Annotated in this window: 13 protein-coding genes; 9 read left to right on the top strand and 4 right to left on the bottom strand. The window is 40.2% G+C overall.

Going from position 1 to position 13725, the window contains the following annotated elements; translation table 11 throughout:
* Positions 1-25: 25 nt before the first annotated feature.
* Complete coding sequence (gene gltX / locus SJY38_RS02295) at positions 26-1510, top strand: glutamate--tRNA ligase (protein WP_024033164.1); 1485 nt, start codon at positions 26-28, stop codon at positions 1508-1510.
* A gap of 161 nt (positions 1511-1671) precedes the next feature.
* The gene (locus SJY38_RS02300; RefSeq protein ID WP_024033163.1) at positions 1672-1971 is read left to right on the top strand and encodes a hypothetical protein; all 300 of its coding nucleotides are present in this window, start codon (positions 1672-1674) and stop codon (positions 1969-1971) included.
* 4 nt (positions 1972-1975) lie between these two features.
* On the opposite strand, the gene SJY38_RS02305 is transcribed toward SJY38_RS02300, so the two are convergent.
* Entirely contained in the window at positions 1976-2368 is a 393-nt protein-coding gene (locus SJY38_RS02305) for a hypothetical protein (RefSeq protein WP_096041242.1), read from the bottom strand.
* A gap of 167 nt (positions 2369-2535) precedes the next feature.
* On the opposite strand from SJY38_RS02305, the gene SJY38_RS02310 reads away from it, so the two are divergent.
* From SJY38_RS02310 to SJY38_RS02320, 3 genes are all read left to right on the top strand, one after another.
* Positions 2536-3237 carry a DUF3581 domain-containing protein gene (locus SJY38_RS02310; RefSeq protein WP_055252813.1) on the top strand — a complete coding sequence of 234 codons (702 nt, stop codon included), beginning with the start codon at positions 2536-2538 and terminating at the stop codon, positions 3235-3237.
* Between the two features lie 327 nt (positions 3238-3564).
* Complete coding sequence (locus SJY38_RS02315; RefSeq protein WP_377109243.1) at positions 3565-4815, top strand: DEAD/DEAH box helicase; 1251 nt, start codon at positions 3565-3567, stop codon at positions 4813-4815.
* 55 nt (positions 4816-4870) lie between these two features.
* Positions 4871-5896: a sensor domain-containing diguanylate cyclase gene (locus tag SJY38_RS02320; RefSeq protein ID WP_096041243.1), complete on the top strand. Its 1026-nt coding sequence runs from the start codon at positions 4871-4873 to the stop codon at positions 5894-5896.
* Positions 5897-5924: 28 nt separating this feature from the next.
* Here SJY38_RS02320 and SJY38_RS02325 read toward each other — a convergent pair whose 3' ends face one another.
* Positions 5925-6881: a methylenetetrahydrofolate reductase gene (locus tag SJY38_RS02325; RefSeq protein ID WP_055252816.1), complete on the bottom strand. Its 957-nt coding sequence runs from the start codon at positions 6879-6881 to the stop codon at positions 5925-5927.
* A gap of 259 nt (positions 6882-7140) precedes the next feature.
* Between SJY38_RS02325 and SJY38_RS02330 the strand changes: the two genes are divergently transcribed.
* Positions 7141-10020 carry a M16 family metallopeptidase gene (locus tag SJY38_RS02330; protein WP_377109244.1) on the top strand — a complete coding sequence of 960 codons (2880 nt, stop codon included), beginning with the start codon at positions 7141-7143 and terminating at the stop codon, positions 10018-10020.
* Between the two features lie 87 nt (positions 10021-10107).
* Here the strand turns inward: SJY38_RS02330 and SJY38_RS02335 are convergent, their stop codons facing one another.
* Complete coding sequence (locus tag SJY38_RS02335; RefSeq protein ID WP_054982750.1) at positions 10108-10422, bottom strand: helix-turn-helix transcriptional regulator; 315 nt, start codon at positions 10420-10422, stop codon at positions 10108-10110.
* Between the two features lies 1 nt (position 10423).
* Positions 10424-10831: a hypothetical protein gene (locus SJY38_RS02340; protein WP_377109245.1), complete on the bottom strand. Its 408-nt coding sequence runs from the start codon at positions 10829-10831 to the stop codon at positions 10424-10426.
* 297 nt (positions 10832-11128) lie between these two features.
* Between SJY38_RS02340 and SJY38_RS02345 the strand changes: the two genes are divergently transcribed.
* The 3 genes from SJY38_RS02345 (at position 11129) to SJY38_RS02355 (ending at position 13724) form a co-directional block, all read left to right on the top strand.
* The gene (locus tag SJY38_RS02345) at positions 11129-12058 is read left to right on the top strand and encodes a diguanylate cyclase (RefSeq protein WP_377109246.1); all 930 of its coding nucleotides are present in this window, start codon (positions 11129-11131) and stop codon (positions 12056-12058) included.
* 124 nt (positions 12059-12182) lie between these two features.
* Positions 12183-13001, top strand: a complete 819-nt coding sequence (gene cysE, locus SJY38_RS02350) for a serine O-acetyltransferase (RefSeq protein ID WP_004586131.1) — start codon at positions 12183-12185, stop codon at positions 12999-13001.
* Between the two features lie 42 nt (positions 13002-13043).
* The gene (locus SJY38_RS02355; protein ID WP_377109247.1) at positions 13044-13724 is read left to right on the top strand and encodes a hypothetical protein; all 681 of its coding nucleotides are present in this window, start codon (positions 13044-13046) and stop codon (positions 13722-13724) included.
* The last annotated feature ends 1 nt before the right edge of the window (position 13725 follow it).

Here is a 13725-nt window from a genome sequence, read left to right on the forward strand (position 1 = left end):
CTCACTTATTAAAAGAGACATTATCATGACAATCCGTACTCGTGTTGCCCCATCTCCAACAGGTGACCCGCATCTTGGCACCGCTTATATTGCTTTATTTAACTACTGTTTTGCTAAACAACAAGGCGGCGAGTTTGTGCTTCGTATTGAAGATACAGACCAAGTTCGTAGCACGCCAGAGTCAGAACAAGCGATTATGGATAGCTTACGTTGGTTAGGTCTTGAGTGGGATCATGGCCCTGACGTAGGTGGCGAATTTGGCCCTTACCGTCAATCAGAGCGTAGCGATTTATACAAAAAATACGCACACCAATTAGTTGAGCAAGGTAAAGCATTTTACTGTTTTGCAACCAGCGAAGAGCTTGACCAAATGCGTGAAGAGCAAATGGCAGAAGGTCTGCGCCCTAAATACGACGGCCGTGGCTTAAACCTCACCGAAGATGAAATTAAAGCAAACCTAGCCGCAGGCAAGCCTTACGTTATACGTATGAAAATACCAAGCGAAGGCACTTTTAAATTTAACGACTACCTACGCGACGAAATTGAGATCCCGTGGGAAAACGTAGACATGCAAGTGCTATTAAAAGCCGATGGATTCCCTACGTACTTTTTAGCAAACGTAGTGGATGACCACCACATGCAAATAAGCCATATTTTCCGTGGCGAAGAGTGGATTAACTCAGCACCTAAACTATTAAAACTTTACGAAGATTTAGGTTGGGAAGCTCCAGTACTAGGCCACTTACCACTACTGCGTAATCCTGATAAATCAAAGCTTTCTAAGCGTAAAAACCCAACTTCTATTAATTACTATAAAGAAATGGGTTACCTACCAGAGGCCGTACTTAACTACTTAGGCCGTATGGGTTGGTCAATGCCAGATGAGCGTGAAAAGTTCACTCTTAACGAGATGATTGAACACTTCGACATGAAGCGTGTATCACTTGGTGGCCCAGTATTTGATGTTGATAAGCTTAGCTGGTTAAACGGCATGTGGATCCGCGAAAACCTAACAGACGAAGAGCTTGTACAGCGCTTTGTTGATTGGAAGTTTAATGGCGAAATGCTAGCTAAAGTATTACCAGAAGCTAAAACGCGCATTAATACGCTTTCGGACATGGTTGATTTAGCAGGGCATTTTGTAGGCGGCATTCCAACTTACGACCCAGCACTGTTAACGGCGGGCAAAGCTGACGAAAATGTAATACGCCAAGCGCTACAGTTTTTTGTATGGCAGCTTGAAGGTTTACGTAGTTTTGATAAGCCAGCTATTTTTGCCATTGCAAAAGAAGTTGCTACATTCCACGAGCTTAAAATTAAAGACTTTTTAGAGCCAATATTTGTAGCAATCACGGGTAAAACGTCTTCAACGTCAGTACTTGATGCAATGGAAATTTTAGGCTCAGACTTATCACGTGCGCGTTTACGTGTAGCGCTTGCTCATTTAGGCATTTCTAAAAAGCAGGCTAAAAATATTGAGCGTGCGTACCGCACATACCCAAGTGCATAATCTTTAGTCATACTTTATAAAAAGCCGAGCTTATTAATTAAGCTCGGCTTTTTTGTTTCAGGCTGTTTGGCTATATGTCATCGCGTTTTGATATTGTTTAGCGCAAGCCGTGGCGCTTTAGCAAATGCTATAATGCTGCATGTAAATTAAAAGGAGGCAGTATGATTGCACCTGTAAAAAACAAAGCTTTATTTAGCAGTAATGCCTTTTCAATAAACCTAGTTACTTACCCTACACATCACAGTGTGATGAACCATATAGATCCAGTACAGCAAGGGCGCTACTACAAACTTAATTTTGTACTAGTAAAACCTAAAGCTGGTGGGGTTTTTAAATGCTCAAAATGCATTATTAATTGGTTTAACCGCGTGTACTTATTTAGACCCGACAAATACGAGCATAGCGTTTCTAAAATTGAGTCGGGAAAGCGCGTACTACTTAGCTTTGCGCTTAATATATAATTTATTAATAGTCGTAGGCCTGTCCGCTGCATAAAACAGACAGGTCACAATACGATACAGAGATTTCGCTACAAGAATTTATAGTAAAGGCGTTACCGCCTCTGCGCATTGCATCTGCTTTAAGTAAGTCTATAGCATTTGATTTTAAGCGATTGTAGCTTATATTATTGTCGCCTCTACCGTCGCCATTGCAACTTTCGCCTTCAATTCGGCCTAAAAGTGTGGCGCCACTTTCATGTGCTTCTTGGTCGCTATAAAACTGTTGCAAATCTCGTTTTTTAACGTACGTACCAATTTCCTCAGATAAAACATCGTTATCTATATCGGTATGAAAAGTCACGCTAGAACATCCAGCTAAAGTAGTGAGTACGGTAATTGCTGCAAAAACACGTAACATAATAATTAGTCCCTTATTTAGTTTGGTACCTAAATTACTAACTAAAACAGGTGTGTGCAACATTTACTCTTAAGTTAATTGTATGAATTTGTAAGTGATTCGACCTCTCTTTAAATTTTTTCTGGTAGTATGGGCAGGTTATAAGCAGTTTAAGCAGTGAACAATCTATGTTAAGTCCTTACTTTCAGCAGCATGCTGATTATGTTTCTATCTCTCGTGAGCAAGGGTGTCGTTTCGCAAAGTGCGTTGCCGATGATTACAACCCACTTCATGACAAAGATGCCAAAAAGTTTTGCGCGCCAGGAGACTTACTTTTTTCTTTAGTGTTAGACCGCTACGGTATAAGTGAGCGAATGGAATTTACCTTTGCCGGTATGGTTGATGAAAACACCAAACTTAATTTCCCAGAAGGGGATGATGAGTTTGATGTAACCAACGGCGACAAAGTAATTTTAAAGGTAAAACGCGAAGGTAAAACCAGCAAATGCCCAACACTTACTAATAGCTTAATAAAAAATTATGTTGAGTTTTCTGGTGCGGCATTTCCGCACGTAATTATTCCGCTAATGGGTAAGCAAGATGTAATGATTAACCCAGCGCGCCCTATGGTTATTTACGAGTCGATGATCATTAACCTTGATAACATTAATATTCAAGCACCAACGCTTGAGTTTGCTGAGCCAAGTTTTGAGTACACGGGTAAGCGCGGCAAAATTACCTTGCGCTTTAATTTACTAGAAAACGGCGAAAAAGTGGGTTTTGGTGAAAAGCACATGGTGGTGTCGGGTATTCGTGAATACTGCCAAGCAACGGTTGATGACTTAATCGCGTTTTATAATGAGCGAAAAGCCACCTTAAAACCGGTTTAAAACGTTATTAAATTATCATACCAATCCGCAATAATACTTAATCATTTTTAGGGGCTAAAAGTGTTGCTATCTGCGTTAAAAAATTCTCATTTAGAACAACTAAATAGCGAATTTTTTGCCTAGCTATCAACACGTTTATCTGTCCTCAAAATAGATCACTTAATTAAGCGGATTGGTATAAAAAAGGCGCTAAATACATTGTTATTTAGCGCCTTTTTTATTGGTGTAGGAAATACAACTAAGCTCAATACTTTTCTGAGCTGGTTAATTTACGCAGTACCGTAATATGCGTACAATAGCGCTCTTTGTTACTTTAAAGCTAAGCTTATGTCTGCTACATCGTTCTCATCTCTTAAACTCGATTCGTTATTACTAACCGCAATTGAGCAAAATAATTACACCACGCCTACCGCAATTCAGGTTAAAACTATTCCGCACATATTAGCGGGCAGCGATGTAATGGGCAGCGCGCAAACAGGCACAGGTAAAACAGCCGCCTTTGTATTACCACTACTACATAAGCTTTTAAATACACCAAAAAAAGATGAGCCAGGCATAGCCCGAGTGGTTATTTTAACGCCCACGCGTGAGCTTGCTCAGCAAGTGTTTGCAAGCTTTGAAAAATACGCCCAAGGCACAAATATTCAAGGCGCTTTAGCGTATGGCGGTGCAAGTATTGGCCCGCAAATTAAAGCGCTTAAAACGGCGCAAGTGATAGTCGCAACGCCTGGGCGTTTACTTGATCATATCGTTAAAGGCAGTGTGGTGCTTTCAAGTGTTGATTCGTTAGTATTTGATGAAGCCGACCGCATGCTGGATATGGGCTTTATTGATGAAATAAAACGTATTTTGCGCCACATTCCGGGTGATCGCCAAACCTTATTGTTCTCAGCCACATTCGATGACAGCGTGTTTGAGCTGAGTAAAAAACTACTTAAAAACCCTGAGCTAATTGAGGTTGATAAACGTAACTCAGCCGCGGTTGAAGTAGAGCAAGTTATTTACGCAGTTGATGAAGAGCGAAAGCGTGAGCTTGTATCACACATGATTGGCATGAAAAACTGGCGCCAAGTGCTTATATTCACCCGCACAAAACAAATGGCCGATAAACTTGCCAAAGAAATGTGTAAAGACGGCTTAAAAACAGAGTCTATCCATGGCGATAAATCACAAGGTGCGCGCGACCGTGCATTACAAAACTTTAAAGAAGGCACAACGCGGGTTTTAGTTGCCACCGATGTAGCTGCCCGCGGTTTAGATATTCCGGCGCTTAAATATGTAATAAACTTTGAGCTACCTTACATAGCAGAAGATTACGTACACCGAATTGGCCGTACGGGGCGCGCTGGCGAGCAAGGCCTTGCCATGTCGCTGGTAAGTATTGACGAGCAGTGGTTACTGGAAGAAATTGAAGTACTACTGAATACCCGCTTAGCACCACAATGGCTAGAAGGTTACGAGCCTGATTTAAACAAGCCACCTAAAGATAACCGTAAAAACACCAACAAAGCGCGTAAAGATCGCGATAAAAAGCGCATTACCGGGCAAAGAGCACCAAGTAAACGCCGCAGAAAGTAGCCTTAAACATATTTATTTGGCTATACTAAGGCCACTAAATAGCTGAGGTATAGTTATGTTTGAAACAGATCAATGGGCGTTTTCTGGTGTCGATGGCCAAATTTCATTACATAAATGGCAAAAAACCATTGATCTTATTACGGGGCTTTTTTCGGCCCCCTCTGGTTATATAGTTCAGGCTACTAGTAAAGGTTATCGTGTAGTTATTAGAGCTAATGAAGGTGGCTCACACTTTGAGACCAACCCTATACTCCCTCCCGAAACTCCCTTATTTTGTAAATATGTAGCCGAAAACAACAACACTTTGTATGTTAGCGATACCCGCAGCGATACGCAGTGGAATACCATGCCCGAGGTTATTGAAGATGGCGTTGAATCCTACCTTGGCTTGCCAATTCACTGGCCTGAAGGTGAAGTATTTGGCACCTTGTGTTTAAAAGATTCAAAGAAAACCAGCTACACCGATGAATATTTTGAGCTAATAGAGCAGCTTCGTGATTTAATTGAAGACGATTTAGCCCTTATTTATAGCTTTGAGCAAATGCGCGAAATAGCCATGCTTGACCCGCTTACCAATATTTATAATCGCCGTGCACTTAGCTTACTTGCCCAACACAAACTTAATTTAGCGCTGCGTTTAGGTTTTGATGTGTGTTGCTTGTTTATTGATATAAACGACTTTAAAAAACTAAACGACACTTATGGCCATGAAATAGGCGATCAAGCGTTAATCCTCTTAGCAAATACCTTAAAAACACATTTAAGAGAGGCTGATATAGTAGGGCGTTTAGGCGGCGATGAATTTGTAGCTGTGATGCAAATTAGTGATAGAAGTAAGCTTAGCCATATTATTGATAAAATAAAAATTGAGTATAAAAACGCACTATTAGAAAACAACGTGTGCGCGCTGACACTCAGCATAGGCGAAAGTTTTACTAATAAACAAAAGCAACCTTTTGATACGTTATTAAATTTGGCCGATCACCAAATGTATAAAAATAAACAAGCGTACAAATTGGCTAAAAAGCATAATAATAAAAGTAATACACTTAAACATAGCAACAAAAAAGCAAGCCATTAGGCTTGCTATAAACGGGGATAATTAGGCTTTAAGCGATTTGTTTTTCGGCTAGGTTTAATTCCATAATGGCTTTTAATAAACGGTATAAGTTTATTGATGCGTCAATTTCTTCTTTACGGTTTGTTAAGCTTTCAATATTTAAGCCCAGTGGCACATCTAGGTGCGCACAACTTTTGAGTATTAGGTCGAGATTTTCTCGGCAAATACGTACAGATTCACTTAAGGTATTGTCTGCATCAAGCATGCGCCATTTAGTGGCCTCTGGCACTGAGATACCCAACCATTGCATAAACTCTAAGGTTTTATCGCCACCGCACGGCGTAAACGTTAAAATAATCCGTTTTGGTGTAATACCTTGTGCTTTACAGGTACGCGCGTAACTTGTTATTAGCTCTATAGTTGCTTGCGCGTCGTAAACCGCTTGCGATATAAAAAACTGACAACCTTGTGCTGTTTTTTCTATAAGGCGCTCGTGTTCATTTCGCTTATTTGAATGTCGCTCAGCAATGGTAACGCCCCCTAAAAAGAAGTCATCACTTTGCTCTGCAAGCGTTTTATAGGCATCGGGCAAGCTTAGTTTTATATCACCTACCGATGAGGGGCTACCCACTAAAACGACATTTTTTAAATCGTAGTCGTTTTTAGTTTCATCCAACCAGCCTTTAAACTCCTCTACACCACGTTGTGCCACACTTTTGTAAGTAATGACATCTGGAGCAGATAAATTACGTAGTAAGTGGCTGTATTCACGTGGGTCTACAGTTTGTTTAAACGGAAATGGGCGTGCTTTATCTGTACGGCTACTTTCATCTTGAATGTCGTAAATTATCACGCCGTCGTATTCAATTTCGTGTAAGCGAGCAAGTAGTTTTTCTGCAATGATTTTTAGTTGCGCTTTATCAGTACCAATTTTAGGTGGAGTAGTACCAATAAGATAAACACCTTGATTGGTGTCTTCTATTTTTTCTTGTAGTGATAAAGCCATAATCCTCATTCCAGCTTAGTCCAATGTATGTAATTTAATATAGCAGCCATTTAGACGTCTAGATAGATTTATTTAGTGAAAGTTTTTCAATCAACTTGAGCTTTTTTCATACTTAAATGTTTTTAAAATGGGGAATTGACACAGTTGTTTACATTATAAATAGCCGATGGGCTCTTATATTTAGTGGCTTTGGGGCATAATTTAAGCGAGTTAGTATTAAACCTAATAAAAAATTTGCTCAATTTAAAAAGGGACAACAATGAAATTTAAATTACTAGCAACAAGCTTAGCGGTATCGCTGGCACTAACAGGCTGCGCAACACAGCAAAGCGAAAACACCCAAGCGGCACAACAACAGCAAACAACAAAAGCTGACGAACGTGTATTTTCGCAAGAGTACTTAATCGAAGAGCTTGATAACGGCTTACGTGTAATGGTTGTTAAAACCGATTACCCCGATGTCGTTTCGCTACAAATTCCGGTATCGGTTGGTTCGCGTAATGAAGTAAAAGCAGGTAAAACCGGTTTTGCTCACTTTTTTGAGCACATGATGTTTAAAGGCTCTAAAAAATTTCCGCAAGACGAATACACTGCCACATTTAAAAATGCAGGGGTCGATAACCGTGCTTACACCACCAACGATTACACAAACTACCATTTAAACTTTTCAAAGCAGCACCTTGATAAAGTACTTGAAATTGAAGCCGATATTTTTCAAAACTTAACCTACACCGAAGAGCAATTTAGAACCGAAGCGCTAACGGTTAAAGGGGAATATTTAAAAAATAACGCCAGCCCAATTCGTAAGTTATTGAGCGCAGTACGCGAAGAAGCGTTTGATACGCACACTTATAAACATACCACCATGGGCTTTTTTGAAGATATAGAAGCCATGCCAGATCAAATGGCTTACGGTAAAGAATTTTTTGATAAGTTTTATAAGCCTGAATATGTATCGCTAGTGATTGTGGGCGATGTTGACCCTAAAGAGACCATGGCTATGGTTAAAAAACATTGGGGTGGCTGGGAAAAAGGCGATTACGTTGCCGATATTAAAGCTGAGCCAAAGCAGCAAGCGCCTAAATATGTACATGAGAAAAACGAAGGTTTGCCTGGTCATTGGTTGCTTGTATCTTACAAAGGCGCAGCATGGGAGCCTGCTAAAAAGGACAGAGCCGCACTTGATTTAATCTCACAGCTTTATTTTTCTAATAACTCCGATTTATACCAAGAGCTAGTTGTTGATAAACAAATAGCGAGTCAAATGTTTACCTACAATCCAGAGACAAAAGATCCTGGCTTACTGCATGTGTTTGTAAAAGTAGAAAACGAAGATGATTTAGCAAAAGCACGCGATGCTATTAACCGCACTTACGCAAAAGCACGTACCGAACTTGTTGATGAGCAAAAACTAAGTGATTTAAAGTCTAACCTTAAATACAGCTTTATTAACGGCTTAGACTCATCGCAAGCGATTGCATCAACCCTTGCAAGTTATATGCATTTTGAGCGCGACCCAGAGGTTATTAACCAGCTTTATAAATCGGCCGACAACATCACAGCACAAGATATTAAAGCCGTGGCTAATAAGTATTTTGTAGATGACGCGCGTACTACCGTAACTATGTCGGCACTTGATAAAGCGCCAGACTTTGAACAAGAAACGAGCTTAAATGCATTAGTAGCTAAGCATGATAAAGCGCCAGAGGCACCCGTATTTAAAGTGCTTGATAAAACGAATAGCTCGCCGCTGATTGATGTAAACTTTTTATTCAATACAGGGGCTGCTGCAGACCCGCAAGGTAAAAAAGGGGTTGCTGCGCTCACAGCCGCTATGCTTGCTCAAGGTGGCTCGCAAAGTACGAGTTACAAAGACATACAAAAAGCGCTTTATCCGCTTGCTGGCAGCTTTGGTTATCAAATAGATAAAGAAATGCTGTCATTCCAAGGGCGTATTCATAAAGATAACGCTGCCACATGGTATGCGCTTGTAAGCGATCAATTACTTAACCCAGGTTTTAGAGATGATGACTTTAAGCGCCTTAAAAAAGAAATGATCGACGGTATTAAGTCGGGCTTAAAAGCCTCTAATGATGAAGAGCTAGGTAAAGAAGTGCTTTACAGCGCACTTTACAAAGGCCACCCATACGAAAGCTACAATTACGGGGATATTTCGGATTTAGAAGCATTAACGCTTGATGATGTAAAAGCATTTTACAACACAGAGCTTACCCAATCTAAACTAACACTGGGTTTAATTGGCGCTGTGCCAAAAGCGCTTAAAGCAGAAATCATGAGCGACTTAGCAACCTTACCTAAAGGCGAGCAAAGCCGTTTAAGTATTCCTGATGCACCAGCGCTTAAAGGTCACCATGCCACGATTGTAGAAAAGTCGGCGCAATCTACTGCGGTATCGTTTGGTTTCCCAATTGATACTATTCGTAGTAGTGAAGATTGGACAGCCCTTTGGCTGGTGCGTTCGTACTTTGGTGAGCACCGTAGTTCTAACTCATACCTGTATGAGCGAATTCGTCAAACACGTGGTATGAACTACGGCGATTACGCTTACATTGAGTACTTCCCACGTGGCATGTTTCAAACTAAGCCTGATGCAAACTTAGGACGCTCTGAGCAAATATTCCAAATTTGGTTACGCCCGCTGCGCTCTAATAACGATGCACACTTTGCAACACGTACCGCGTTGTTTGAGCTGGATAAGCTTATTAAAAATGGCTTAACCGAAAAAGACTTTGAAGCAACACGTAACTTTTTAATTAACTACGTACCGCAGCTTGTCGCAAGTCAAAACCGCCAATTAGGTTATGCACTTGATAGCGAATTTTATAACACAGAGTCGTTTGTAAAATACGTGACAAGTAAACTTGAAAAGCTAACGCTTGCTGATGTTAATCGCGTGATTAAAGATAATTTGCAAACAGATAACGTACAGTACGTGTTTATTACCGGTGACGGCGAAGACATGAAAAAACGTTTAGTGTCAGAGCAAACATCGCCAATGGTTTACAACACAGAAAAACCAGCAGCGCTTGTTGCTGAGGATAAAGTCATTGCCGATTATAAATTAGCTATTCCAGCTAACAACATTGAAGTAATGGCTGTTGAAAAAGTGTTTCAGTAATTAATCTCTTTTTCTAACATATAAAAAATGCCCCAGTGCTTATAGCCTGGGGCATTTTTATTTAATTAATGCTATTAAAGCGTAATATTAGTTAGTCGCTAAAAGCACTGAGCCTGCGCCTAGAGCAAAGCTTATTAAGGAGCTAATAACAACCCCCGCTAAAAAGCTTTTAGTTGGCGTACTTTTAACGTCATTATTTATAGGCTCATCAAGTTTAATTAGCTCGCCTTGGCGTACTTCAAGTACCGCGCAAAGCGCCATAGTGGTTTCTTTAGAAGCGGCGCCTTCTTTTTCTACCCGTTGAATGGTCCGCAAACTTACATCGCAGGCATCTGCGAGCTGTTGCTGCGTCCAATCTAACTTACTTCTAAGCGATTTAACTGTTGTAGGATTTAATTGCACGTTAAAGCTTCCCTACAAATAGTTCAACAATAGTTGCCGTTGTATAGCCAAACACCGCCCCACCTAATGTACAGCCAGCAAGAAAAAATGCTGCTTTTTTAGGATCGTCTGAAAGAATACTTTGAACTTGTGTGGCTATCACACTGCTATTTTTATAAAGAGTGCACTCCAGACGCCCCGTAAGTATATTAAGCATGTCAAATTTTACTTGGTACTGTGAGCCCTCAAAAGCAAAAGAGTGTGTGCTTGCACAGTAGATATTTCGTTTTTTACTGAATAGGTCATCGTTTACAAACACTTCTTCTTTACCCGTAAAGTAGCTTCCAAAACAGGCTATTTGATTGTCGCCATCTTGAAAGTAAAATTTATAACCAAGCTTTTTTGTATTCAATATATCGTTTTTCATCATCGTTATCCTTGTTGAGTTGATGATGCTAATTTAGCGTTTGTTTTTATTTTTTACGCCGTCAGTAGTATGCCAGTAGCTAGTTTGGCATATGACAGTAACCCTGTCATGCTACTTTAGTATCTGATTTTTAATGTAAAAGTAAAATTTTTTATATTTTTTATAGACTACTTAGCTGTCATACGGAGTATTACTTCACATTGATAAATTATGCAACTAACGTGAAGTAAAGTAACAATATTGTGTTAAAAAATTGTTATTGATTATACTGATTAACAACAAAGCTAAAATGGAAAGCTCGTGATTGACGATAAAGCGTTTTTTAAGTTGGTACTAGATACCACGCCCGACCAAGTAGTGGTTATTAATTCTAACGGCGACATAGTCTATATAAACCGAAGTTGGCAAAACTTTGGTGAGCAAAACGATTGTGCCTGCTGTGATATGTGGGAGCAGCAAAATTACTTAGCAGAGTGTGAAAAAGCTGCGCAAAAAGGGGATAGCTTTGGTTTAAAGGCATTTAACGGCATTAAATCAGTTATTTCGGGGGCTAATGACGACTTCTATTTAGAATATCCATGTCATAGTGAAGATGAAAAACGTTGGTTTATGATGCGAGTAGTGTCGTTTAGCCATACAGATAAAGCGTATTACGCTATTAGCCATCAAAATATTACCGAGCGTAAATTGGCTGAAGAGCAAGTACAAAAACTTGCCGCTATTGATGGCTTAACTGATATTGCTAACCGAGGCTTTTTTGATACCTTTTTAGAGCAAGAATGGAATCGTTGTCAGCGTTTAGGTATGCCGCTTTCGTTGGCTATTATTGATATAGATGATTTTAAATTACTCAATGATACTTACGGCCACCAACAAGGCGATACATGCTTAAAAAGGGTGGCAAAAGTACTCAATGAATTTACTAAACGCCCAGGTGATTTATGTGCCCGTTTTGGTGGTGAAGAGTTTGTATTAGTGTATGGAAATACAAACTCAGATCAGGCCTTGTTAGTATTGAACGATATTTTAGAAAAATTAAAACAGTTAAACATTGAAAATAAACATTCATTACCAAGCAGAACCCTTACAGTGAGTGTAGGCCTCACTACTATTACACCCAATAGTGACTTTACCTGTGCGTATTTAATCAAAGAAGCAGACGATTTACTTTATAAAGCGAAAGATAAAGGAAAAGATGCTTTATGTGTGAGTGATTTAGCACTCATATAATTTTTTTACTCTTAGTTATACCTAATAACCAGAACAAATAACTAAGGCGTTAACACCTTAGGCTTTAAATCCGTTAAACTTAGGAAAAGGCTCTTTTTATATCAATTTAAGGCAGTGTAGTATTATGCGTCATGAAATTTGGCAACAGCTTCGTAGTGAAGCTAATGAAGTTGTAACTCGCGAACCACTTTTAGCAAGTCATGTGTATTCATGCATTTTAAATCATGAGTGTTTAGGTTCGGCGTTAAGCTTTATTGTTGCTAATAAGTTGGCTGATGCTGTTGTATCGGCTTTTACAATACGTGAGTTGTTCGACCAAGCGTTTGTAAAGTGCGACCGTATGCTTACTTATGTGGCCGAAGATATTAAAGCCGTTAAAGACAGAGACCCGGCAGCCGAAACCTACCTTACGGTTATTTTAAACTTAAAAGGGTTTCATGCTATTCAAGCGCATCGTTTAGCTAACTGCTTGTGGCAGCAAAACCGTAAAGAGCTTGCTCGTTTTATTCAAAGCCGAACCTCAGAAGTGTTTGGGGTTGATATTCACCCCGCGTGTCAGGTTGGTAAAGGGATAATGTTTGACCACGCCACCGGTATTGTTATTGGTGAAACGGCGGTAATTGAAGATAACGTATCAATACTGCAATCGGTCACGCTTGGTGGTACGGGTAACGAGCAGGGCGACCGTCATCCTAAAATTAGAGCCGGTGTGCTTATTGGTGCAGGCGCTAAAGTGCTGGGTAATATTGAAGTAGGCGAGGGTGCACGTATTGGCGCAGGTTCAGTTGTTTTAACCGCAGTACCGCCACATACCACCGCTGTAGGCGTACCGGCTAAAATTATTGGCAGACCGGATTGCCCGTGTCCGGCGCAAAGTATGAACCAAAACTTTTTAACCACTCCAGAGCCTGAAAACGAATCACACACCAGCGCCATGCTGTAATAGCAGCCTGTATAAATAAAAATAATTTTAAAAGGAATTAAAATGAACAAAAATAGCTTATTAACACTAGGGATAGGATTTATTGCGGGTGTAGGTTTAACGTGGAGCTACTTTAATTTATCTTCAAGTGACGCAAACCCCGCAAAGTTACAACATGCTGATACAAAGCAGCAGGCACCTTTTGTTCAGCCAGTTAAAAGCAGTGAAGCAACAGCAAAGCGTGTTGTACCAGCAGTCCCTGAGCAAAGCGCTCGTATAGAGCAAAAAGATAATCCCCCTAAACCAGAACCACAACCGCTAGATGAGCTTCCTTTAGAAGAGCAAGTATCGCAGCTTAAACAGCAATTAGCAGCGCAAAAAGCCTTGATGAAAAACGCGGCGCAGCAGCTACGTGACCCCTCTGATGCACAAGCCGTTTTGCAAGCGCAATTTGATGAGCAAATACGTAATGAAGAGTGGGCTTATCAAACAGAAATAGCTTTACAAGATTTTTTACTTACCTCTGATCTAAGCTCTATCCCAGAGATTGTTAGTGCAGCGTGTAAAACCACCGTATGCAAATTTGAACTTGCTGCACCTACTGATAACGACTCGTTTGATCATACCCAATGGCGAGAGCTAAACGATAAGTTAATGAAGCAAGAGTTTTGGTTGCAATTTAAAAGAACAACCTCAACGTCAAGCGACACCGAACTAACCTTACTAATGGCCACAGAGCTTTAAC

Source organism: Pseudoalteromonas sp. R86517, assembly GCF_042466295.1.
GTDB lineage: Bacteria > Pseudomonadota > Gammaproteobacteria > Enterobacterales > Alteromonadaceae > Pseudoalteromonas > Pseudoalteromonas atlantica.